The organism is Natrinema sp. H-ect1 (genome assembly GCF_041821105.1).
Taxonomy (GTDB): Archaea; Halobacteriota; Halobacteria; order Halobacteriales; family Natrialbaceae; genus Natrinema; species Natrinema thermotolerans.
The window spans coordinates 720,363-742,633 of record NZ_JBGUBA010000002.1; the positions used below are offsets into that span (position 1 = coordinate 720,363).

General features: G+C 67.6%; 18 protein-coding genes. 13 read left to right on the forward strand and 5 right to left on the reverse strand.

What is annotated here, in order from left to right:
• Window position 1: 1 nt before the first annotated feature.
• Window positions 2-652 carry a helix-turn-helix domain-containing protein gene (locus tag ACERIM_RS07920; RefSeq protein WP_373631953.1) on the forward strand — a complete coding sequence of 217 codons (651 nt, stop codon included), beginning with the start codon at window positions 2-4 and terminating at the stop codon, window positions 650-652.
• Between the two features lie 17 nt (window positions 653-669).
• Here the strand turns inward: ACERIM_RS07920 and ACERIM_RS07925 are convergent, their stop codons facing one another.
• Window positions 670-1,476, reverse strand: coding sequence for an NAD-dependent deacetylase (locus ACERIM_RS07925; protein ID WP_373631954.1), 807 nt, complete (start codon window positions 1,474-1,476; stop codon window positions 670-672).
• Window positions 1,477-1,562: 86 nt separating this feature from the next.
• On the opposite strand from ACERIM_RS07925, the gene aspS reads away from it, so the two are divergent.
• Window positions 1,563-2,867, forward strand: a complete 1,305-nt coding sequence (gene aspS / locus ACERIM_RS07930; protein WP_373631955.1) for an aspartate--tRNA(Asn) ligase — start codon at window positions 1,563-1,565, stop codon at window positions 2,865-2,867.
• Between the two features lie 451 nt (window positions 2,868-3,318).
• On the opposite strand, the gene ACERIM_RS07935 is transcribed toward aspS, so the two are convergent.
• Complete coding sequence (locus tag ACERIM_RS07935; protein WP_373631956.1) at window positions 3,319-4,152, reverse strand: alpha/beta hydrolase; 834 nt, start codon at window positions 4,150-4,152, stop codon at window positions 3,319-3,321.
• A 324-nt stretch (window positions 4,153-4,476) separates the two neighbouring features.
• Between ACERIM_RS07935 and ACERIM_RS07940 the strand changes: the two genes are divergently transcribed.
• The 5 genes from ACERIM_RS07940 to ACERIM_RS07960 all read left to right on the forward strand — a co-directional run bounded on the left by ACERIM_RS07940 (window position 4,477) and on the right by ACERIM_RS07960 (window position 11,817).
• Window positions 4,477-5,304, forward strand: a complete 828-nt coding sequence (locus ACERIM_RS07940; protein ID WP_006649691.1) for a pantoate kinase — start codon at window positions 4,477-4,479, stop codon at window positions 5,302-5,304.
• Window positions 5,305-5,754: 450 nt separating this feature from the next.
• Window positions 5,755-8,658: a DUF1508 domain-containing protein gene (locus ACERIM_RS07945; protein WP_373631958.1), complete on the forward strand. Its 2,904-nt coding sequence runs from the start codon at window positions 5,755-5,757 to the stop codon at window positions 8,656-8,658.
• Window positions 8,659-8,780: 122 nt separating this feature from the next.
• Window positions 8,781-9,560 (forward strand): 4-phosphopantoate--beta-alanine ligase, encoded by a 780-nt coding sequence (locus ACERIM_RS07950; protein WP_006649688.1) that lies wholly within the window; start codon window positions 8,781-8,783, stop codon window positions 9,558-9,560.
• A 225-nt stretch (window positions 9,561-9,785) separates the two neighbouring features.
• Window positions 9,786-10,781, forward strand: coding sequence for a tyrosine--tRNA ligase (locus ACERIM_RS07955; protein WP_373631959.1), 996 nt, complete (start codon window positions 9,786-9,788; stop codon window positions 10,779-10,781).
• A 97-nt stretch (window positions 10,782-10,878) separates the two neighbouring features.
• Window positions 10,879-11,817 (forward strand): biotin--[acetyl-CoA-carboxylase] ligase, encoded by a 939-nt coding sequence (locus ACERIM_RS07960; protein ID WP_373631960.1) that lies wholly within the window; start codon window positions 10,879-10,881, stop codon window positions 11,815-11,817.
• A gap of 57 nt (window positions 11,818-11,874) precedes the next feature.
• Here the strand turns inward: ACERIM_RS07960 and ACERIM_RS07965 are convergent, their stop codons facing one another.
• Window positions 11,875-12,351, reverse strand: coding sequence for a universal stress protein (locus ACERIM_RS07965; RefSeq protein ID WP_006649685.1), 477 nt, complete (start codon window positions 12,349-12,351; stop codon window positions 11,875-11,877).
• 156 nt (window positions 12,352-12,507) lie between these two features.
• Between ACERIM_RS07965 and ACERIM_RS07970 the strand changes: the two genes are divergently transcribed.
• Entirely contained in the window at window positions 12,508-12,975 is a 468-nt protein-coding gene (locus ACERIM_RS07970; RefSeq protein ID WP_049966124.1) for a DUF5799 family protein, read from the forward strand.
• A gap of 110 nt (window positions 12,976-13,085) precedes the next feature.
• Here ACERIM_RS07970 and ACERIM_RS07975 read toward each other — a convergent pair whose 3' ends face one another.
• Complete coding sequence (locus ACERIM_RS07975) at window positions 13,086-13,229, reverse strand: hypothetical protein (protein WP_006179925.1); 144 nt, start codon at window positions 13,227-13,229, stop codon at window positions 13,086-13,088.
• Between the two features lie 124 nt (window positions 13,230-13,353).
• Here ACERIM_RS07975 and ACERIM_RS07980 point away from each other — a divergent pair, with 124 nt between their 5' ends.
• Complete coding sequence (locus ACERIM_RS07980; RefSeq protein ID WP_006179924.1) at window positions 13,354-13,644, forward strand: hypothetical protein; 291 nt, start codon at window positions 13,354-13,356, stop codon at window positions 13,642-13,644.
• Window positions 13,645-13,726: 82 nt separating this feature from the next.
• Here ACERIM_RS07980 and ACERIM_RS07985 read toward each other — a convergent pair whose 3' ends face one another.
• Window positions 13,727-18,172 (reverse strand): CARDB domain-containing protein, encoded by a 4,446-nt coding sequence (locus ACERIM_RS07985; protein ID WP_373631961.1) that lies wholly within the window; start codon window positions 18,170-18,172, stop codon window positions 13,727-13,729.
• Between the two features lie 409 nt (window positions 18,173-18,581).
• Between ACERIM_RS07985 and ACERIM_RS07990 the strand changes: the two genes are divergently transcribed.
• From ACERIM_RS07990 to ACERIM_RS08005, 4 genes are all read left to right on the forward strand, one after another.
• A complete protein-coding gene (locus tag ACERIM_RS07990; protein WP_373631962.1) occupies window positions 18,582-19,166 on the forward strand; it encodes a biotin transporter BioY in 585 nt (194 codons plus the stop codon).
• 19 nt (window positions 19,167-19,185) lie between these two features.
• Entirely contained in the window at window positions 19,186-19,890 is a 705-nt protein-coding gene (locus tag ACERIM_RS07995; protein WP_373631963.1) for an energy-coupling factor ABC transporter ATP-binding protein, read from the forward strand.
• A 49-nt stretch (window positions 19,891-19,939) separates the two neighbouring features.
• Window positions 19,940-20,644, forward strand: coding sequence for an energy-coupling factor transporter transmembrane protein EcfT (locus ACERIM_RS08000; protein ID WP_373631965.1), 705 nt, complete (start codon window positions 19,940-19,942; stop codon window positions 20,642-20,644).
• Window positions 20,645-20,951: 307 nt separating this feature from the next.
• Window positions 20,952-22,238 carry a polysaccharide deacetylase family protein gene (locus tag ACERIM_RS08005; protein ID WP_373631966.1) on the forward strand — a complete coding sequence of 429 codons (1,287 nt, stop codon included), beginning with the start codon at window positions 20,952-20,954 and terminating at the stop codon, window positions 22,236-22,238.
• Window positions 22,239-22,271: the final 33 nt, after the last annotated feature.

Below are 22,271 nucleotides of genomic sequence, written 5' to 3' on the forward strand. Positions count from 1 at the left end.
CATGAGTCTCCACGTCGCCTTCGAGGCGTCGTCGCCGTCGCTGGTCCTCGGCCCGACCTTCGACGCCCTCCCCTCGCTCGAGGTCGCCCTCGAGCGCCAGTACGCGCTCGATCCCGCACGCCCGATCGCGTTTTGCTGGACTCGCTGTCGGAACCGAAAGCGACTCGAGCGGGCGTTGGCCGCCGACCCGACGGTCGCTCGGTTCGACAGGATCGCCAGCGGGGATGACCGCGACCTCTACCGATTACAGCGAAGCGAGACGAACGTCGTGGGGGCGTACCGCCAGTGGGTCGCTGCCGGCGGCGAGTTGCTCGAGTGCCGGGGCACGGACGGTCGCTGGAACGTCGAGATGCGGTTTCCCGACCGGGCATCGTTCGGCCGGTATCACGACTTCCTCGTCGACGAGGGCGTCTCCGTCGAACTCCGCCGACTCGCCGAGACCGACGCTCGCTCGCGGCGGGCCGGCGACCCCACGCTGACGGACCGCCAGCGGGAGGCACTGTCGCTGGCCCACGAACGCGGCTTCTTCGAGGTCCCCCGCGAGACGGACTTAGCCGAGATCGCCGCCCAACTCGAGATTTCGAATCAGGCGGTCAGCGAACGGCTGCGACGCGGACAGGCGCGGCTGGTCGAGTCCCACGTCGTCGACTGAGTCCGCCCGATCCCGGACTATTCGACGATCAGTTCCTGCAGGCGAGGGAGCGCCTCGGTCACGTCCTCGCGGACGACCGCGTCGGCGACGTCGTCACACGGGGTCGACTCGAGGTTGACGATCCCGACGGTCCCGCCGGTCGAGGCGGCAAGCCGGGGCAGCGACGCGGCGGGTTCGACGACCAACGAGGAGCCGATCGCGAGGAAGGCGTCGCTCTCCCGGGCGAGCGACCGGGCCCGCTGGAGGACCGCACCGGGCAACTGCTCGCCGAAGAGGACCACGTCGGGTTTGAATACGCCGCCGCAGTCGCAGGTCGGCGGCAACTCGCCGCCGGCCGCCCGCTCGAAGATCGGGTCGCCGTCCGTGCGTTTCCCACAGTCCGTACAGCGGACCCGCTGGGAGTTCCCGTGTAACTCGAGGACCGTCGGCTCGTCGGCCGTCGCGCGGGACCCGCCGTCCGCTTCGGCGTCGTTCCCCTCGCCGACCGCCGCCGCGGCGTCGCCGTGGAGGCCGTCCGTGTTCTGGGTCAGGACCGCCTCGAGGTGGCCGTCCCGTCCCATCGCAGCCACGGCCTCGTGAGCGGCGTTCGGCTCGAACTCGCCGTCGAACATCGCTCGCTGGAGGTCGACTCGATCGGCCCAGAACCCCTCGGGATCGCGCTGGAACCGGCCGTACGCGAACTGCCCCTGATCGAACTGTTCCCAGACGCCGTCGTCGCCCCGGAACGTGGGCACGCCCGACGGCGCGGAGATGCCCGCACCGGTAAAGGCGACGGCGGTGTCCGCGTCCCGAACCGCGGTCGCGAGTCGCTCGAGGTCGTCCATACGGGTCGTATCGTTTCCGATGCGGCAAAACGTTACCCTCGATCCGAACGGCTGGGCTTAAGTTGCGCCTGCGTGAATCGAGTGGTATGCAGGACAGAACCTACACGGCCGACGCCGAGCCGGGCGACCACGTCACCGTCGCCGGCTGGGTCCACGAGATCCGCGACCTCGGGGGCATCGCGTTCCTGATTCTCCGAGACAGCTCGGGCAAGATCCAGATCAAGTTCGAGAAAGACGAGATGGACGAGGAGTTAGTCGAGACGGGACTCGACGTCTCCCGCGAGAGCGTCATCAAGGTCTCCGGCGACGTCGAGGAAGAGCCCCGCGCGCCGACGGGCGTCGAGGTCACGCCCGAGTCGCTCGAGGTCGTCGCCCCCGCCGACCCCGAACTGCCGCTCGACCCCTCGGAGAAGGTCGACGCCGACCTCTCGACCCGGCTGGACAACCGCACCCTCGACCTTCGCAAGGAGGAGGTCCAGACGGTCTTCGAGATCCGTTCGGACGTGCTGCGTTCGGTCCGTGACCAGTTCCGCGACTACGATTGTACGGAGATCAACACGCCGAAGATCGTCGCGACGGGGACCGAGGGCGGGACGGAACTGTTCCCGATCACCTACTTCGGCGAGGAGGCCTTCATGAACCAGTCGCCACAGCTGTTCAAGCAGCTGGTCGCGGGCTCGAACGTCGAGCGGGTCTTCGAGATCGGCCCGATCTTCCGCGCGGAGGAACACAACACGCCGCGGCACCTGAACGAGGCTACCTCGATCGACTTCGAGGGCGCGTTCTGTGACCATACTGATGCCATGGACGTCGCCGAGGGCATCGTCAAAGCCGCCTACGAGTCCGTCCAGGAGAACTTCGGCGACCAGCTCGAGGAACTCGACCTCGCCGAGGACTTCGCAGTCCCCGAGGGCGACTTCCCGCGTATCAGCTACGAGGACGCCCTCGAGCGCATCAACGCCACGGGCGAACTCGACGAGCAGCTCGTCTGGGGCGACGACCTCTCGACGCCGGCCGAGGAGGCCCTCGGGCAGGACGTCGGCGGCCACTACTTCATCACCGATTGGCCCAGCGAGATCAAGCCGTTCTACATCAAGGACCACGACGACGATTCCGAACTGTCGACCGGCTTCGACCTCATGCACCCGCGGATGGAACTGGTCTCGGGCGGTCAGCGCGAACACCGCCACGAGAAGCTCATCGAGGGCTTCGAACAGCAGGGGCTCGACCCCGACCAGTTCGAGTACTACACCAAGATGTTCAAGTACGGCATGCCGCCCCACGCCGGCTTCGGCCTCGGCGGCGAGCGCCTGCTCATGACGATCCTCGGGCTGGACAACATCCGGGAAGCGGTGCTGTTCCCGCGTGATCGCCAGAGACTGAGTCCGTAGGACGACGTCTCTGGGAGCGCGTGGAAACCACGAGCGCGTAGCGCGAGTCGGTTTCCTCGAGATCGTCAGCGTTTGTCGCCGTAGGCGACAAACCTGAGAGCAAGCGGAACCCAAGCGGAAGCGAAGCACGGTTCCGCATGATCGCCAACGTCTGAGTCCGTAGGACGAAGACGTTGGGAGCCAGCGAGACGAACGGAGTGAGTCTCGCCGGACCGACAGCGACTCTCGCCGTAGTCGAGGTCGCTGTTCGTCGAGCGACAAGAACAGGGTGACGAACGACCCGTGTCTCCCCGACGCTGTAGACGATCGCTATCGGTACCGCCCGCCGATCAGTACCGATACGTGACGCTGGATGTGTCGGGAACACGCTTCGAGCGAGAGAACGGTCTCGGGTCCGTAGCCTCGGAGCCACGACTTCGTCACAGCCGACGACTCGTGAGTGCCAGCTCCACTAGTCGTCACAGGAGCCGCCGTTGATGGCAGCTGCCAGCTCCGAACCGACGGCGTCGTCGCCGAGATACGCGAGGTGACTGCCGACGCTATCGGTCACGTCGACATCGGTGTAGTTCGAGCCGGGATCACAGCCGGCTCCTTCGGTCCCAAGTGCGGTGTCGCCGAACCCACCGTAGGCCGAGCCGACGGTCGAGTCGTTCTGGGAGTGATAGTTCCGGACCGCACACGCGTTGCTGAGGCCGGGGTTCCACGGGTCGCCACAGATCTCGGAGCCGTCGGCGGCAGTGCCAAGGCCGGCGACGGTCTCGATCTCGTAGCCGTCCGAGAGCTTCGTCGCGGTCCAGTAGACACAGCGGCCGCCCAGTGAGTGACCGACCAGCCGGACGTTCCCGCCGCCGGCGTCGGAAAAGTCTTCGATGAGGCCGGCGACGACCTCGCCGACGTCCTCGGTATCGCTTTCGGCACCGAAGTAGTTGAGCGTGGTGGCGGGCCACTCGATTGCGACGGTTTCGTCGGGCGTATAGCCGCCGGCAACGAGCGAGTCCCTGACGTCGGCGGCCTGACTCGAGACGGTGGTATCGCCGAACCAGCCGTGAATGAACACCAGCAGTTCGTCCGTGACCGGCAGGTCGTCGTCGGCGCTCCAGCCGAACCAGCCGTCGTCGACCTCGATCGTGTCCGGGCCGAGGGACTGCGCGGACGCCGAGCCGGAGGCGGCGGTCAGTCCCGCACCGCCGATCAACGTCGTGCCGGTGGCCTTCAGGAGGGCCCGTCGGTCGGTCGTCGATTCGGTCACAGCTGGAACGTCATTGGACATGTCATTATTTGGCATGCGGACCGATCCTTCGACGAACCGATGATTGTAGTTTTCTTCTCCATACAGAGCGTATTCAAAACCGGGTAGACAGACGACTATCTCCGCGGACGATCGATACCACCGCCCGGGCCCGATAGCCTGACTCGCTCGAGGGCGGGCACAGCCCTCGCCTCGAGTCGGCCAGGCCATACTACTGAACCGGTTTCCACACCGTTCGAACGGCGGCTGTGCAATGACTTTCAATGGAACTCGTAGGGAGAGCGACGGACCGATTGGAATACGGCGCGTGCGGGCGCGAACCTGCAAGGTTATATCGTTCGGGCAGAAAGCGGGGGCGTAATGCGTGAGGAGGCGACGGCGTTCGTTCCCGGCCACGTTACGGGCTTTTTCAGCGCCCACCCGGACGACGACCCGACGAAGGCGGGCTCACGGGGCGCGGGACTGACGCTTACGGACGGTGTCGAGGTGACGGTCGAACGAGCGGCGGAGACGACGGTCTTCCTCGACGATGTCGAGATCGAGATCGAACCGGTCGAGACCGTCCTCGAGACGCTCGACGTGAGCGCTCGGATCGACGCGACCTCGGAGCTGCCGATCGGGTCCGGGTTCGGCGTCTCGGGGGCGATGGCGCTCGGAACGGCCCTGGCCGCGAACCGCGTGTTCGGCTGCAAGCTCTCGATGAACGAACTCGTCACGATCGCACACGGGGCCGAGGTGCAGGCCGGGACGGGGCTGGGCGACGTCGTCGCACAGGCCCACGGCGGCGTCCCGATCCGCCTCGAGCCGGGCGGGCCACACGACAACAAACTCGACGCCGTCCCCGCCCGGGCGCGCGTCGAGTACGTCACCTTCGGGGAGCTGTCGACGGCCGACGTTCTCTCGGGCGATACCGAGCAGTTGACCGCGGCCGGGCAGGAGGCGCTCTCCCGCGTCGTCGAGGAACCGACGCTGCTGTCGTTCATGTACGCTTCACGGCTGTTTGCCCGCGACGCCGAGTTGCTGACCGATCGGGTCCGCGAAACGATCGCCGAGGTGTCGGACGCCGACGGGCAGGCCTCGATGGCGATGCTCGGCGAAACGGTCTTCGCGCTCGGGACCGGCCTCTCCGATGCCGGTTACGAGCCCTCGGTCTGTGCGACCCACCCCGCCGGTGCGGTTCTGAAGTGAGCGGGTCCCGATATCGGTCGATTGTTGCCACTTTTCGGTGACTGTCGTGTCCACGAGAGACGAGCGCGTTCACGCGCCGTCGACAAGCGCCGGTGCCACGCGACAGATCCGGGGCCCGTCGCGTTTAAGTACGTCATACTCGTATCAGCTGGCATATGGATATATCGAGAAACCGCAGGACGGCGAACCGGATGCGTCTCGCTTTCCGCGATGAGCCGCCGATGGCCCGCTCGAGTTGCCGTTCGTTCCACTGCTATTTTTCACAAAGGTAATACAGAGGGTTCGTCTCGGACCGGTTACTGCCATCCCGTCGTTTCGAGAACGGATATTCGACGGCGGAAATCGACCGCCGGGTTTCGGTGAGAGAGCGGGGCGCTGGAAATACCAGAACCGAAAACATTGGCCAAAAATTTATTATGGTACGTTCGAGTTATCGGGCCAAGTTTCGAAATGGCTTCACGCACTGACATTCACCAAAACCTGTTTCAGTTGTACGAACACTACGTCGGGGAACCCGACTCGAGCAAGGACGTCTACGGTTACTGGCTGTTCATCGTCGGCTACGTCATCGGGGCCGCGGGCGTGGCGACGTTCGTCGTCGGGTACGCAGGCGAGGGGGAGCCGTACACGCTGATCAGGGCCTCCGGGATCACCGCTGCGACCGGACTCGCGCTCTGTCTGTTCGGGATCGTACTGATGTTACCGGTGCGGAAACGGGGAATCCAGGCGAGTTTCGTCGGTCTGCTCGTCTCGTTTGCGGGCGTCGGCTTCTTCGGGTGGGCGTATCCGAACAACTGGCGGGAACTGGGCGTCGACTACAGCGTCGAGGTGATCTCCGTCTACACGTTGGGGATCGGCATCATCGCGGGGGTGACGGCCCTCGTCCCTATTCTGACCGGCCAACGCGGCATGTTCGTCGAAGAGGAAGGCCAGACCGAGGACCCGCCGATCCTCACCGGCGACGCGATGGAAAGCGCCCAGTTCGCCGCCTTCCGTGACGACAACGGCGACTGGCAGTGGCACGTCCTCCACCTCGAGGCCCTGGCCCAGAGTACGGAGAGTGCGGTGACGCGGCCGGAGGCCACGGAGGGGATCGAGCGGGTGAAATCCCAGATCAGCTCCGCGGGGCTGATGGAGCTGACGACCTCCGCGTTCCGGCTCTACGAGGACCGCGACGGCACCTGGCAGTGGACGCTCGCGCGCGACGACGGTTCGATCGTCGGTGCCTGTGCCGGCGAGTTCGACGAGCGCGACGGGGCCGAGGAGTCGGTGAGCTTCCTCAAAGACGAGGGGCCGGACGCCGACGTAATCGAGATCGAGGGGGCGGCCTTTACCTACGAGGAGCGCCGCGACAAGTGGTACTGGCAACTGGTCGACGACGACCGCGTGCCACTGGCCTCGAGCGAGACGGGCCACTCGACCCAGGAACGGGCCGAAGAGGCCGCCCACACCTTCGCCGAACGGTTCGATCGGGCGCGGGTCCTCGACGTCGAGAACGTCGGCGTCGAACTCCGCGAGCGGGCCGACGGCTGGAGCTGGCGGATCGTCGACGCCGCCGACGACGTCCTCGCGACCAGTACCGACGCCTTCGATTCCCGGCGCGACGCCGAGGAGGCGGCCGAGGCACTCTTGCCCGAACTCGAGTCGGCGTCGGTCACCGTGGCCGGCGAGCCGACCTACGAACTCTACGAGTCCGGGCAAGAGTGGCGCTACCGGCTCGTCGACGAGACCGAACACGTGGTCGCGCGAAGCCCCGAGGGGACCGACGACCGTCTCGCGGTCGATACGTGGACCGAGCGGTTCGGCGACAACGCTGCCGACGCCGACGTCGTCGAGATCGACGACGCGGAGTACGAGGTCTATCCGGCCGCAGACGTCGACACCGGCAGCGCCGCCTCGACGCCCGACGACGACCTCCCCGCGGCAATCGAGGAGCCCGAACCGGCGGCCGACGGCGGGACGGCCGTCGACGCCCCCGACGCCGAGGATGCGAGCCCGTGGCACTGGCGGCTCGTCACCGACGACCGCGACGTCGTCGCCGCGAGTACCGAACCACATCCCGACGCCGAGTCGGCGACCGACGCCATCGAGCGGGTCCGCCAGCAGGCCAGCGAGGCGGAACTCATCGAGTTCGAGAACGCCGCTTTCCAGGTCTACGAGGCCGACTCCGGCGAGTGGCGCTGGCGGCTCATCGACGAGGACGGCAACGTCCTGGCCGACAGCGGCGCTGAACACACCTCCCGCGGCGAGGCCGCCGAGGCGATGATGACGCTCAAAGAGCAGGCCCCCGAGGCCGAGCTGCTCGAGATCGAGACCGCGGCGTTCGAACTCTTCGTCAACGAGGACGACGAGTGGGGCTGGCGGCTCATCGACGAGGCCGGTAAACTCGTCGCCGAGGACCCCGCGACCCACCCGACCCGCGGGGCCGCCCGCCAGGCGATGAACCGCCTGCTCGAGCATCTCGATTCGGACGTGCGGACGATGGATCGGGCGATCTTCCAGCCGTACGCGACCGAGGACTGGCACTGGCGGTTCGTCCTGCCGTCGGGCGAAACGGTCGCCGTCGACGGCGAGGCACACCCGACCCGTGATGAACTGGTCGACAGTCTCGAGGACGTCCGGACGGCGGCGGTGTCGGCCCGTCGGCACACGATCGGCGACGTCTCGATCCAGCTCTATGGCACCGACGAGTGGCGCTTCCGGCTGCTCGATCGCGACCGCGAGGAGATCGCCGACGCGACCGTCTCTTACGCCGACCGCGAGGTGGCGATGGACGGCGTCGAGGACCTCAAGCGACACGCGGGCGACGCGCCGATCTTCGCGATCGAGGACGCGGCGATCCGCGTCGACGACGCGGACGGCTGGTCGTGGGAACTCGTCGACGCCGAGCGGACCGTTATCGCCGAGGCCGTCGACTCCGAACCCGATCGCGAGACCCTGCTCGAGGCGATCGAGGAGGTCCGCCAGCTCGCGCCGATGGCCGGCCGCGTCGACTTCGACGTCGCCTCCTTCGAACTCGTCGCCGACGAGGAGGACCGCTGGCAGTGGCGACTCATCGACGAGGACGGCCGAACCGTCGCGACCGGCTCCGAGACCCACGAGACGGCCGACGACGCCCGCGACGCCCTCGCGGACGTCCGCGGGCTGATCGAGTCGGCGAGCATCCTCGAGATCGACAGCGTCTCGTTCGAACTCCACACCGCAGAGGACGGCTGGGTCTGGCAGCTGATCGACGAGTACGGCGCGACGATGGCCGAGAGTACTCAGACCTACGAGAACCGCACCGAGGCCCGAGAGGCGATGAACGACGTGAAGGCACAGGCCCCCGACGGCTGGATCACCTTCACCGAGTGACGGCGCCAGCGGCTCGCACCGACTACTGACCGGTCCGTTTCGCCGCGGGAACGCGGCGCTCGCTCGAGTCGACTCGGCGGGCGATCGGGCCGTTTTTTATCGACCGAACCCAGTGATCGATCGTGACCGATTACGACAGCGTCTCCGCCGACGTCGAAGACGAGGAGGAGATCCCGGCAGACCACCCCAGATACCAGGATCTGCTCACTCGTCACCGCATCGAGCGGGGCGTCGAGAAGGGGATCACCCACCTCCAGGGGATGCACGCGGAAGGGCGGGGCAGCGCCTTCGACTATCTGCTCGGCGAGGAGACGATACCCAGCGCCGACGCGGCCGAACGGGCGGCCGCGGCACACCTCCTGCTGGCCGACCGTCCCGTCCTCTCGATCAACGGCAACGTCGCGGCGCTGGTCCCCGGCGAGATGGCTGAACTCGCCGACGCAACCGGTGCCGACCTCGAGGTCAACCTCTTCAACCGGACGCCCGAGCGCATCGAGGCCATCGCCGACCACCTCCGCGACCACGGCGCGGACGACGTGAAAGGGCTCGAGGCCGACGCACGGATCCCGAACCTCGATCACCAGCGGGCGAAGGTCGACGCCGACGGGATCTACGCGGCTGACGTGGTGCTGGTTCCCCTCGAGGACGGCGATCGCGCGGAAGCCTTAGACGAGATGGACAAGACCGAGATCGTCATCGATCTCAACCCCCTCTCGCGATCACCGCAGGTGGCCGACGTCCCGATCGTCGACAACATCATCCGCGCGGTACCGAACATGACCGATCACGCGCGTGAGCTGGCCGACGCCGATGAGGCTACCCTCCGTGCGATTATCGAGGACTTCGACCGCGAGCGCGCGCTCGAGGACGCCGAGAAGCGGATCCGGTCGGGCGATCTCTGACCGCACGGTCGCGACTCAGTGGTCGACCGACACCATCGCTCGAGTCGGTCCTGAACACGCCGATCGGAACCGCCGTTCGGGTTCGGCGCGTCGACTCGAGCGCCTTTCATACGGGTTGTGTCACGATTTCTCGGTGGGACCGCAGGGTAGTCGCGGTCCCACCGGCAATGACTGACAGTAGACCGTATCAGGAGGTATAAATTCCTCCTCCGGTTCCCTCCGTACATGGACGCCTACGAGTTACTCACGCGAAACGCCGAGGAGGTCGTCACCGATGAGGAGGTCCGCGACCTCACGGAGGATCCCGAGGGCAAGCGGGCCTACGTCGGCTACGAACCCTCCGGCGTCCTCCATCTGGGGCATCTCCTGACCGCGAACAAGCTCATCGACCTTCAGGAAGCCGGCATGGAGGTCGTGATCCTGCTGGCGGACGCCCACGCCTACCTCAACGAGAAGGGGTCGCTCGAGGAGATCCGGGCGACCGCCGAGCGGATGAAGGCCCAGTTCCTCGCGTACGGCCTCGACGAGGAGCGGACCGAGTTCGTCTACGGCTCGACGTTCCAGTTCGACGAGGCGTACACCCGCGATCTCCACACCCTCGAGCAGGCGACGACGATGAACCGCGCCCAGCGCGCGATGGCCGAGATTCAGGGCGACGAGACGGCCAAGGTGAGCCACCTGGTCTATCCGCTGATGCAGACGCTCGACATCGAGTACCTCGACCTCGACCTGGCCGTTGGCGGGCTCGACCAGCGGAAGGTCCACATGCTCGCCCGCGAGAAGCTGCCGGAACTGGACTACGAGGTCCGCCCGGCGATCCACACCCCCATCCTCGCCGACCTCACGACCGGCGAGGGGAAGATGTCCTCGAGCGAGGGGACCACGATCTCGATGGAGGACTCGACCGCGGACGTAGAAGAGAAGGTCAATTCGGCGTACTGTCCCCCAACGCGGGATCCGGAGCCCGACGACGAGGGCAACGAGCGCGAGAATCCGGTCCTCGAACTCTTCGAGTACCACGTCTTCCCCCGCTTCGACGAGGTCGTGGTCGAACGCCCCGAAGAGTACGGCGGCGACCTGACCTACGAGGGCTACGAGTCGCTGGCGGCCGATCTCGATTCCGGCGAACTCCACCCCGCCGACGCGAAGGGGACGCTGGCGACCTACCTCGACGAACTGATCGCGCCTGGTCGCGAGAAGCTACGCGAACTCCGGGACTGACCGGGGTCGTCTCTCGTTTTTCGTCACCGCCGCGTCACCGCGATCACACGGCCGGCGATCCAGCCGATTGAAGTGATCGCGCCCCCCTCTCGAGGGTATGAACGACACGCGACGCGCGGTCCTCGAGGCGCTTGCCAACGGCCCGGTTTCGGGGCCGGAACTGGCCGACGCCCTCGACGTCTCGCGGGCGGCCGTCTGGAAGCACATCGAGGCGCTGCGCGAGGCGGACTTCGAGATCGAGAGCGGGCCGAACGGCTACGATCTCGGCGAGATCGAGGCGTACAACGCGCCCGCAGTCGAGTTCGGGCTCGAGGCCCCGTTTTCGGTCGAGTACCACGACTCCGTCGGGAGTACCAACGACCGGGCGCGTGAACTCGCGGGCGAGGGCGCGACCGACGTGGTCGTCCTCGCGGACGAACAGACCGGCGGCCGCGGCCGCCTCGAGCGCGAGTGGACGGCGCCGCCGGGCGGCGTCTGGCTGAGCGTCGTCACCCGGCCCGATATCGCGGCCGCGCAGGCCCCGCTGTACACGCTCGCGATCTCGGTCGCGACGGCGCGAGCGGCCCGCGAGGCGGGCGTCGATGCTCGAATCAAGTGGCCCAACGACGTGGTCGTCCCGGTCGGCGACGACGGCGACTTCCGGAAGCTTTCGGGGATTCTCACGGAGATGGAAGGCGAGACCGACCGCGTCGAGTGGGTCATCGTCGGGCCCGGCATCAACGCGAACATCGACGCCGACGCGCTGCCCGAGGGTGCGACCAGCATCCGTGAGGAGGCGGGTGACGTCGACCGCCGGCGGTTCGTCCAGCGCCTGCTCGAGTCCTTCGACGACCACCGCAACGACCTCGAGAGGGTCGTTCCCGCGTGGCGCGAACTGGCGTTGACGCTCGGCCAGCGGGTGCGGGTCGACCGCCCCGCGGGCGAGATCGTCGGGGAGGCGGTCGACGTGACCGAGTCGGGCGCGCTCGTAGTCGAAACCGACGACGGGCGGGTGACGGTGTCGGCGGGCGACTGCGAACACCTCCGTCCGGTATAGCGGACTCGAGCGGCGGCGGGGGAAAAGCGACGACTGCAGCGACTTCTGTCCCGATCCTCACTCGGCGGTGAGTCGCGGCTCCTCGGGCCGATCCTCGAGATCGTCGGGATCGACCTGTACTGTCAGGACCGGCACCGAGGCACGTCTGACGACCCGTTCGGTGACGCTACCAAGCAGCAGCCGGTCGATCCCCCCGCGGCCGTGTGTCCCCATCACGATCAGATCGCAGGCCTCGGGTCCGGCCTCGTCGACGATGACCTGACTCGGTGACCCCTCCCGAACCTCGGTTTCGACGGTGACGTCGTCCGGCGCGAGTTCCGCGACCCGATCGACCGCCGCCCGTCCCTCGCCCCGAAGCGCGTCGCTGACGCCCTCGAGTGCGGTTTCCATCGGCAGCCCGCCGTAGCCGGCGGCGTTCACGACGTAGAGCGCACGGATCGTCGCGTTGTGCAGTTGTGCGAGGTCGAACGCGTACTCGAGGGCCCGTTCGACCTCCCGGGAGCCGTCGGTCGGGACGAGGATGCAGTCATACATTATGCTATATGGTGCCATACAACAGACCACTATATGAGTGTTTTTCTGACAGGAACGACCATCCGTCGAACTGACGGGTTCGCGACCGACCGGTCCTGCCGTTCGCGGGCGAGAGGGAGGGAAACGCTGATACAGCGGCCGCGCCAACCGAAGGGCATGAGCGACAACCCGTGGACGGACCGGATCGTCGGCGAGCGGATGACCGTCGATCAGGAGTTTTCGGCGCGGATCGAGGAGTCGCAGTTCTCCAACCAGCAGTGGAGCCTGATCATGACCGCCACGGAGTTCGAGATCGAACACCCAGACGAGCCCGACCGAGCGCGGATCGTCGCCGACACCGACAAACTCGACGGCGTCATCCCCGAACTCGAGAACGTGCAGGCCGGCATGGGTGCGATGGCCGGCGGACCTGGCGGACCCGGGGGATCGGACTCGTCGGGCGGCGGGATCGTCGACTCGATCATGGGCGCGCTCGGTATGGGCGGGGACGACGGCTCCGCCGAGGCTGAGCAGCGGAAAGCGGCCGAGCGGCTCACCCAGGAGTACGCGGACGAACTCCAGTCACACCTCGAGTCGAAGGGCCGTTGGGAGTCGGTTCGGGAGAGCGTCGCCGACGGTCGCTGAGCCGACAATGCGGACACCGGTGGGACGCTCATACGGATTACTGTCGCTGGTTACCGGTGTCCCCGCGACCGTCCTGCGGGGACACCGGTACTGACTGACAGGAAACCGTATCAGTCACCGGCGTGAAACATCGTGTACTCGCTGGTTTCGTAGATGTTGATCAACTCGGTGACCAGTTCGTCGTAGGACTCGTCGTCGACGCGTAGCTCATCCAGCCGTTCGATCGTCTCCGCCTCGAGTTCGACGGATGGCATACCCGGTCGTTCGCCGCCGATCGGCAAAAACACCACGGGGGACCGGCTGTCACCGGAGGCCGCAGTGGCGGTGCATTCGCTGCAAGCCACAGCACCTTTAGGTGCGGTTCCCGACCGTAGGAGTATGACAGACGAAGTCGAGACGACGACCTTCTCGATCAGTTCCGAAGACGGCGCGACCGACGACGTGACGATTCCGTCGGGACTCGTCGACCTCGTCGCCGAGGGAGACCAGACCGACGTCGAGACGGTCGGCGACGTCATGCTGCTGTCCTTCGCCAGCCGCGCTCACCACATCGTCCATCACGGCGAGGACGCCGATCCGGAACTCGAGGCACAGGAGGAACGCGTAATGGACCTCTTCGAGGAGCGGTTCGGCGTCACGTTCGGCGAAGCGACCGGCCACCAGCACTGACCGCACTCGCGGGACCGGCACTGTTCTCTCGAGAGCTCACCGCGTAGCGGTCGAAACGCCCTCGAGAACGACGCGTCGGGGCCTATCCGGCAGTCTCGTTTCCGGCGTCTCCGGTCCCCTCGCCGCCGAGGGCCGGTCCGTTAGCTGACGGTCCGTTCGTCTCGGATCTCGGTTCTTCGGCCGCCTCCGGCACTTCCGCCGCCCCCGTCTCACCCGGCGGTCCGGACTCTTCGGACGACGGTTCGGTCCCCTGACCGGGTGCCGCTCCGCCGTCGGTCCCACCAGCAGCGCCAGTCCCCACATCGTCACCGGCCTCCGTCCCGCCGTCCGTGTCCGTCGTCGCCGGCGCGGCCGCCTCGATCACCACCGATGCCTCGTCGTCGGCGGTCGCGACCGTATGCGTCGACGTGCCCTCGGGTACCGACGACGTGAACGGGATTTCGGCCGACTGGCCGCCAGCGAGCGTCACGGTCGCCTCGGCGACTGGCTGCCCATCGACGCTGTAGGTCACCGTCTCCGTCCCCTCGAGATCTCCACGGTTCTCGACGGTCGCGGTCACCGTCACCTGCTGGCCGGGCTCGCCGCTTGCGGGTGCGGCAAGGTCGGTCACTGCGACCGTCGCCGGCGCACCGCTTTCCTCGACGGTCACAGTCGTCTCGGCGGTGTCGTTGTCGCTCGACACCGCGAGCGTGTACTCGCCGGGCTCGAGCGCCCCGGTTTCGGTGTCGAACGCGACCGACTGGCTCTCGCCCGGCGAGAGCGAGACCGATTCGGTGTCGACGACGGTCCCGTCGATCGCGAGCGCGACCTCTTGCGTGCCCGCCTCGCCGCCGAGGTTCTCGATCTCGCTTTCGACCGCGATCGCCTGTCCCTGCTCGACCGGGCTGGTTACCGACGCGATCGAGACGGCGAATGCGGCGGGCTCGGACGGCCGAATCTCGCCGGCGGGCGGCGTCGCGACGGTCACCGGTTCCTCGTAGCCGTGGTTCGTGAAATCGGCCCGCCAGACGAGGCGCTCGGCGTCGCTCTCTGGCGTCCACTCGACGGTGAACTCGTGTTCGCCGGGTTCGAACCCGCTCGGGGGCTCGTCGGTAGTCGTCCCCTCGACGAACTCGCTGTTCGCCGCGACCGCCGCGTCGTTGGGGTTCTCGTAGCCGAACGTCACGTTGATCGCGTCCCCATCCGCCGTGGGCTCGGTCTCCTCGACCGACAACGACGGGAGTTCGGGCCGGGCTTCGTCGTTACAGGCCTCGAGGTCGGGGTTCGGGTGATCGATCGACGCGAACGGGACCGCCTCGGGCGAACTGATCCCGGAGATGTAGGTCCCGAAGGTACCGTAGTCGGGAACCTCGACGGTCACCTCGTCGCCGTCGGTCGTGACGTTCCGTTCGTCGCCGATCTCGAAGACGATCGTCCCGTCGAAGGGGGCCTCGACGTTCTCGCCGGCGGTGACGAAGTCCTCAATGATGGTGTTGCCGAAGCCACCGGAGGTGTAAAAGCCCGTACTCGCCGCGACGCTCTCGCCCGCCTCGAGTTCGGCCTCGACGACCGCCCGCGAACAGTTCGTGAACTCGACGCCGAAGTCGGGGACCGCCCCGTCGACGGTATAGGCCACCTCGTCAGTCTCGATCGGCGTGCCGTCGTCGGCCGCGACGACCGACACCTCGAGCGTCGCGTTCTCCTCAAGGGGCGGCTCGAGGGCGATTTCCCGCGGGCCGATCGTCTCGTTGGCCGCGAAGCGCTCGGTCTCCGCGAGCCGACTTCCGTTCTCGTCGGCGACGGTCAGCGCGTACTCGACGGAGGCGTTGGCCGAGGTGATCGTCAGCGTCTCCCCGTCGCCGGTCTGGTCGGCCACCGAGAGGTTCGCCGTCGGCTCGCCGGGCTCGGGCTCGACGACCGCGTACTCGATCGTGTCGTTCGCCAGGATCGCGTCGTCCGCGGCCGCTCGAACGGAGACGTCGACGCTCGCGTTGTCCTCGAGGGGCGGCTCGAGATCGATCGCCGTCTCCGCGATCGTCTCGTTGGCCTCGAACGGTTCGCTATCGACCCGCTCCCCGTCGTACTCGGCCGTCAGGACGTACGGTACCGTCGCGCTCGCCGCGTCGATCTCGAGGGACTTGCCCTCGCCTTCCTGATCGTCGACCGACAGCGTCGCTTCGGTCTCGGTGGTGCCGTTCGCGACGGTGTACTCGATCGTCTCGTTCGCGAGCGTCGCGCCGTCCTCGCCGACGACCGCCACCTCGACGGTCGCGTTGTCCTCGAGGGGCGGCTCCAGCTCGAGCGTGTGGTTCGTCACGTTCTCACCGGCCGCGAACGGCTCGCTCCCGGCGGTTTCGTTGTCGTACGCCGCAGTCAGGACGTAGGGAACGGAGGCGTTCGCCTCGTCGATTGTCAGCGTCGTCCCGTTGCCCGTCTGATCAGCGACCGATAGCGTCGCTGCTGGCTCGGTGGACTCGTCGACGACGGTCACGAACGCGCCGTCGAGTACCGGCGCGCCGCCCGCGGAGACGTAGGGCACGTCCTCCTCGCCGTCGGAGTCGGCGTAGTCGAACGTCTCGTCCCCGTCGGTGTCGTGGTGGACGACCGCGACGAGCGGTCCGCTCTCGTTCAGCGACTCCTCGAGGTCGACGGTCACGTTCTCGTGATCACCGGCCTCGAGGTAGCTCGAGACGCCGACGATCGCGTCGGGATCGGCGTCGACGGCGACGCCCTCGTAGACGGCGACGAACCCGCCCTCCGAGAGCGAGACGTCGTCGATGGTGACCGCGTCCCCGTCGCTCTCTTGGTCGGAGAAATCGATCGACGCGGTGCCCTCGATCCGGTCGACCGTCTCGATGCGCTGCTCGACCTCTATCTCGACGTGCTGGCTGATCACCGTGACGTCGGCGGTATCCTCCGAGACGGCGTAGGCGGTCGCGTCGGCCGCGGCCTCCTGCGTTATCGTCTGGAGTTGCGTAATACTGATCCGCTGGGACTGGACGGCTCGAGCGGTCTCCGTCGCGGCACTGCTGGCAGCCACCTGGACCTGCGTGACCGACGCGTCCTGTGCCTGAACGAGGGCCCCGCTGGCACTGCCGTACGCGAGCCGCTGGACCTGCGTCACGTCGACGAGTTGCGTCTGGCTCACTGCACCCTGACCAGCACCGAACGCGGCGGCTTGGACCCCCTCGACCGTCACCGACTGTCGCTGCACGGCCGCCGTGACCGCGCCCTCCGCAGCCCCGACGGCCGCGGCCTGGATCTGTGTGACCGACACCGACTGTCGCTGGACTAAGACCCCGCCGGCGCTCCCGTCCGCGGCCGCCTGCACCTGATCGACGGTCGCGTCCTGACTCCCCGAGATCGCGCCTTTCGCGGCACCGAAGGAGGCCTCCTGTACCTGCGTGATCGAGATCCGCTGGACCTGCTCGATCCGGATCGACTGCACCTGCGTCAGCGATCCCCGACCCGCGCCCCGGGCCGCGGCCTGCGTTCCCTCGACCGACACCCGTTGTTTCTGGACGAGTGCGCCTTTCGCCGCCCCCGCTGCGGCCTTCTGTATCTGCTTGATCGTCACCCGCTGGCGCTGCTCGGCGTCGACGCGCTGGCCCTGTCTCGTCTCCGTCCGCTGCTCCTGTCGCAGATCGATTCGCTGGCGCTGCTCGAGGGCGGCGATCGTACTCCCCTCGAGCGCGCCGGCGGCGGCGCCGGCCGCGGCGTGCTGGACGTGGTCGAGGGTCACCCGCTGGCGCTGTTCGACCGAGATCGACTGGTACTGCGTCAGGACACCGTAGGCGGCCCCCTGTGCGGCCTCCTGGATCTTCGGTACCGCGCCGACGTCTTTCGCGCCCGCCTCGCTGGCTGCGCCAGCGGCCGCACCGCTGGTAGCCACCTGCAACTGCTCGACGCTGACGTACTGACTCTGGGCGATCGCGCCGTGTGCGCCACCCCAGCTCGCGCTCTGAAGCTGGGTCGCGTTGACCGACTGCGACTGCGAGAGCGCCCCGCCGGTCGCGCCGCCGACGGCGTACTGGATCTGCGTGACGTTGACCGACTGCGTCTGAATCAATGTTCCGTGAACGGCACCCGCCGTCGCCGCCTGGACTTGCTCGGCCTCGACGGTCTGGGACTGCGACACCGACTCGAGCGCGCCCTCGAGCGCCGCCGCTCGCTGTGCCTGTGTCACCTCGATCCCCTGCGACTGGACGAGGGCGATCCCCTCGCTGACCCCCTCTTCGACGGCCTCCTCGCGGTCGCTCTGTGCCGCCGCCGCGTTCGTCCCGCCGGCGTCCGCGTCGGTTTCCGTCTCCTCGGTCTCGGGCGACTCCAGCCGTATCGGATCGAACCCGTCTCCGCCCGCCGCGTCACTCCCGCTCTCGTTCTGAAACTGTGCCTGTGCCTCGGGACCGGGTGGCGACGCGGCGTCCGTCTCCGCTCCCGCGTCGGCCCCGCCGATCCCCCCGAGCCCCCCGAGCAGCGGCACGGCGACGACGCTTGCGACCATCGCGGCGGCGATCACCACGACCGCGGCGATCCGGCGGCGGCTCATCGGTTGTCCCCGCCGGTCGCCGACGCCACAGTCACCGCCGCCGTCCCGTCAGCGATGCGTTCGGTTGCCCACCACCCGTTACGGCCCCGCTCGGCGCTCGCAGTACGGACTCCCATCCCTCATCACGGGGTCGAAGCGAGCCATAAGCACGGCCGGTCGTTTCGGTTAGCACGGCGGCACAATTAGGGATTACCGCTCTCCGGTCCGCGAGAACCCACCGTAGGTAGCCTCTCTCACCGCTTTCTCCCACCTTGAGCGGTGTCCGGGACCGTCACGCGAACTGGAACGAAGCGCCCTGTTTCGGCCGGGCCGTCCCGGCTCGAACCGCCGCTCGAGCCGTTCTGTCACCGGCCTTACTGGAGATTTCGGAAACCGAAGTATTGATCCGGGTTTACGAGAGAGCGGGGGTATGGCAACGGAACGGAATTCGGTCGAGTTAGTCGGCGACGACGCCGTCCGCTCGTTCGCGCGGGCGGCCGTCCTCGCGGCACTGATGGGGGCCGCGGCCGTGGTGGGATCGATCCCGATCCCGTTGTCGCCGGTCCCGATATCGCTGGGGGTCCTCGTCGTCTACCTGATGGGGCTGTACCTCGGCCCGTACTGGGGGACGGTCTCGATCGGGCTCTACCTGACCGCCGGCGCGATCGGGATCCCGGTGTTCGCGAACGGGACCGCCGGGATCGGCGTTCTGATCGGTGAGACCGGTGGCTATCTCTGGGCCTACCCCCTCGCCGTGATACTGATCGGGCTCGCGGTTCACGGCACCGACGACCTCGCGGACCCCGCCGACACCTCGACGCCGGTCATCGCCGCGGTGTTGCTCGCGGCGCTGATCGTCATCTACGGCCTCGGGACCGCGTGGCTCGGGTACGTGCTGGAACTGGGTGCGATCGAAGCGCTCCAACTCGCGGTCGTCCCGTTCGTCCCGGGCGACCTGCTGAAGATCGTCGCCGCGATCGCGATTGTCAAGGCCGGTCGCATCGATCCGACGTGACCGTCCGGAGGGCGAGCCGATGATCGAGTTTCGGTCTGTCTCGTACGCGTTCGAGGACGTTTCGGTCCTCGAGGACGTCTCGCTGACGATCGAGGACGGCGAGTTCGGCCTGCTGGCGGGAGCAAACGGCAGCGGGAAGACGACCCTGTTGCGTCACTGCAACGGCCTCTTGACGCCCGACAGCGGCGAGGTACTGGTCGACGGCACGCCCGTTTCCGATGACCTGATCGCCGCGCGCTCGAGCGTCGGGATGGTCTTCCAACACCCCCGCGACCAGTTCGTCTCGGCGACCGTCGGTGCGGACATCGCTTTCGGCCCCGAAAACCTCGGCCTCGAGCGAGCCGAGATCGATCGCCGCGTCGACGCCGCCCTCGAGGCGGTCAACATGGGCGGCCGCGAGGACGACCGGATCGACGCCCTCTCGGGCGGCGAGCAGTCACGGGTCGCCATCGCGGGCGCGCTCGCGATGGACCCTTCCCACCTCGTCCTCGACGAGCCCTTCACCGGTCTCGACGAGCCCGCACGCCGCTCGGTCCTCGAGCGGCTCGCGGCCCTGTCGGCCGACGGCACCGGGGTCTTGCTCGCGACCCACGACTTGCGGGACGTACTGACATTGGCCGACCGGGTGATCGCGATGCGGGACGGACAGGTGGCCGTCGACGGCTCGCCCGACGACGCGCTCGAGGACCTCGCTGGCCTCGAGGTCCGCGTTCCAGACCGGTGATCACGATGACCGAACTGTTACTCCCACCACGCGCGTTCGGGGGCTGCCGATGCTGACCTACGAACCGGACGAGACGCTGGCCCACCGGCTCGACCCCCGGAGCAAGCTGGCGGTCCAGATCGGGTTCGCGGCGACTGCACTGGCCCATCCGACGCTTCGAGCGTTGCTGGTGCTATCGGCGGTGACCGTCGTCGTGCTGGCCGCGGCGCGTGTCTCGCTCCGCCGGACCGTCGCCGCCTACCGGTACGCGCTCGTGGTCCTCGCGATCGCGCCGGTGCTGGCTGGCGTCACGATCGGCTCCCCCTGGTTCGACCGCGCGGACGCCCTCACGTCGGGACTGGCGAGCTATCGGGTCCTCCTCATCTTGCTGGTCAGCGCGGCGTACGTCCGATCGACGCCGGTCCGCGACTCCCGGGCGGCGATCCAGCGGACGATTCCCGGCAAACCCGGCCAACTGCTCGGGATCGGGATCGCGCTCGTCTTTCGGTTCCTCCCCGTCCTACAGGGCGATCTCCGCACGATCCGCGAAGCGATGGCCGCCCGGCTGGGGACCGAACGCGGCACGATCGATCGGATCAGTACGGTCGGCATGCTCGGACTCACGCGGGCCTTCGACCGGGCCGACCGACTCTCGCTCGCGCTCCGCGCACGGTGTTTCGCGTGGAACCCCACGCTGCCGCCCCTCGCCTTTTCCCGCCTCGACTACCCCGTCCTCGCGTTCGCCCTCTGTCTCGCGCTGTCCGCGTTCTACTGATCCTCGCGCATTCGCGACCGCTCAGAACTGATATTTCCCCACTCGAGCCGTCGGTCGCGGTAAACACCGTCCTCGAGCCGCCCCGTTCTCCAGTGGCGGGTTCGGACCGTCTCGGTCCCACCATCATCGATTTGATATCGCTATAATTGGTTTATCCGCGGTCGGCAGTGGGGCGCAGATCCACCGACGGGCCGCTACCTGACCTCCCGGTCACCGACCACAGCCAGCACGTAATCCGTCGGTAGGATCCCGTTACGATGATATTCACTGCTCTTAACGAATACCCGCCGGCCCGCTTGAGACGGTAATGCGCCGCCGTAATCTCCTGATCGCCGGACTCGGCAGTTGCGTCGCGGGGTGTCTCTCGCGTGAGTCGACGAGTGCCCCGCGCAACGACTCGACGGGAATCGAACCGGACGGAAACGGACCGAGCGACGTCGACCCGGACGACGACCCCGCCGAGGACGCGGCATCCGACGCCGTCGATCCGTCCCCGCTCGAGGACTTCGAGGACCTGTCGCCGTGGACCAGCGACGGCGGAACGCTGACCGCTGACGACGCGACCTACTACAGCGGGACACAGGCCGCGCGGATCGATGTCCGACCGCGGGACAGGCGCGGCGCGATCCGCAGGTCGTTCGCGGAGCCGGTCGATCTGACCGGCGACGGGCTCTCGCTGGCGCTCCGTGCCACCGCAGCCATCTACCCTCGGATTCAGCTGTTCGATACCGACGGCAACCGGCTCGACCTCCGCGCACCGGTTCGTGCGGGAGTGCCGTTCCAGTCGTATCCCTTCGGGATCGATCACGATGGGGGCTGCGACCGCTCGGCCGTCAGCGAAATTCGGATCCTCACCTATACGGGCGGTGGCGAGTCGCTGTCGCTCTGGTGTGACCACCTCGCGCGGACGCCTCGCCCCGACACTCCCGTCGTTCTCTTCCAGTTCGACGACGGCAGCGTCACCGACTACACCCAAGCGGCACCGATCCTCGAGTCACATGGCTACCCCGCGACGACGTTCGTCAATCCGGACGCCATCGGGGGACGCGACGCGCTCGATCTCGAGCAACTCGCCGAGTTACAAGCCAGCGGGTGGACGGTCGGGAGCCACGCCGATAGCCACGACTCACTTTCGAGCCTCGAGCCGGCGACCCAGGAAGCGCGCATCCGCGAGGGCAAGGAGTGGCTCGTCGATCACGGGTTCGAAACCGGTGCCGAGTACTTCGCCTATCCGTACAGCGACTACGACGCCACCACGCTCGAACTCGTCGACGAGTACCATCGGCTCGGGTTCGCTGCCGGGTGGCCGGCGACCGGCCGGGTCCCCAACCGACTGCTGGCTCCGCGGCGCGGCGACCCCGACCCGGCCGAAGCCAGGCGGCTGCTCGATCTGACGATCCGTCACGACGGTGTCCTCACGCTGCTCTTTCACTCGATGGGGGACCTCGCCGACGCCGAGTACCACGTCGACGACTTCGGGGCGATCGTCGACTACGTTCACGAGAAAGAACGCAAGGGAGACCTCGAGGTGTGTTCAGTGGCGGAGTTCGAGTCGCGCCTGGTCGCTGCGGAGTCGCCCGCTCCCTACAGATAGCCGCGTCGTCGGTCAGCGGGTCGCTCCGGGCGT

Coding starts and splice junctions, on each gene's coding strand:
- ACERIM_RS07960 (WP_373631960.1), top strand. CDS start 10,879: ATGAACGACACGCGACGCGCGGTCCTCGAGGCGCTTGCCAACGGCCCG.
- ACERIM_RS07990 (WP_373631962.1), top strand. CDS start 18,582: ATGGCAACGGAACGGAATTCGGTCGAGTTAGTCGGCGACGACGCCGTC.
- ACERIM_RS07920 (WP_373631953.1), top strand. CDS start 2: ATGAGTCTCCACGTCGCCTTCGAGGCGTCGTCGCCGTCGCTGGTCCTC.
- ACERIM_RS07955 (WP_373631959.1), top strand. CDS start 9,786: ATGGACGCCTACGAGTTACTCACGCGAAACGCCGAGGAGGTCGTCACC.
- ACERIM_RS07980 (WP_006179924.1), top strand. CDS start 13,354: ATGACAGACGAAGTCGAGACGACGACCTTCTCGATCAGTTCCGAAGAC.
- ACERIM_RS08005 (WP_373631966.1), top strand. CDS start 20,952: ATGCGCCGCCGTAATCTCCTGATCGCCGGACTCGGCAGTTGCGTCGCG.
- ACERIM_RS07995 (WP_373631963.1), top strand. CDS start 19,186: ATGATCGAGTTTCGGTCTGTCTCGTACGCGTTCGAGGACGTTTCGGTC.
- ACERIM_RS07925 (WP_373631954.1), bottom strand. CDS start 1,476: ATGGACGACCTCGAGCGACTCGCGACCGCGGTTCGGGACGCGGACACC.
- aspS (WP_373631955.1), top strand. CDS start 1,563: ATGCAGGACAGAACCTACACGGCCGACGCCGAGCCGGGCGACCACGTC.
- ACERIM_RS08000 (WP_373631965.1), top strand. CDS start 19,940: ATGCTGACCTACGAACCGGACGAGACGCTGGCCCACCGGCTCGACCCC.
- ACERIM_RS07965 (WP_006649685.1), bottom strand. CDS start 12,351: ATGTATGACTGCATCCTCGTCCCGACCGACGGCTCCCGGGAGGTCGAA.
- ACERIM_RS07940 (WP_006649691.1), top strand. CDS start 4,477: ATGCGTGAGGAGGCGACGGCGTTCGTTCCCGGCCACGTTACGGGCTTT.
- ACERIM_RS07970 (WP_049966124.1), top strand. CDS start 12,508: ATGAGCGACAACCCGTGGACGGACCGGATCGTCGGCGAGCGGATGACC.
- ACERIM_RS07985 (WP_373631961.1), bottom strand. CDS start 18,172: ATGAGCCGCCGCCGGATCGCCGCGGTCGTGGTGATCGCCGCCGCGATG.
- ACERIM_RS07975 (WP_006179925.1), bottom strand. CDS start 13,229: ATGCCATCCGTCGAACTCGAGGCGGAGACGATCGAACGGCTGGATGAG.
- ACERIM_RS07945 (WP_373631958.1), top strand. CDS start 5,755: ATGGCTTCACGCACTGACATTCACCAAAACCTGTTTCAGTTGTACGAA.
- ACERIM_RS07935 (WP_373631956.1), bottom strand. CDS start 4,152: ATGCCAAATAATGACATGTCCAATGACGTTCCAGCTGTGACCGAATCG.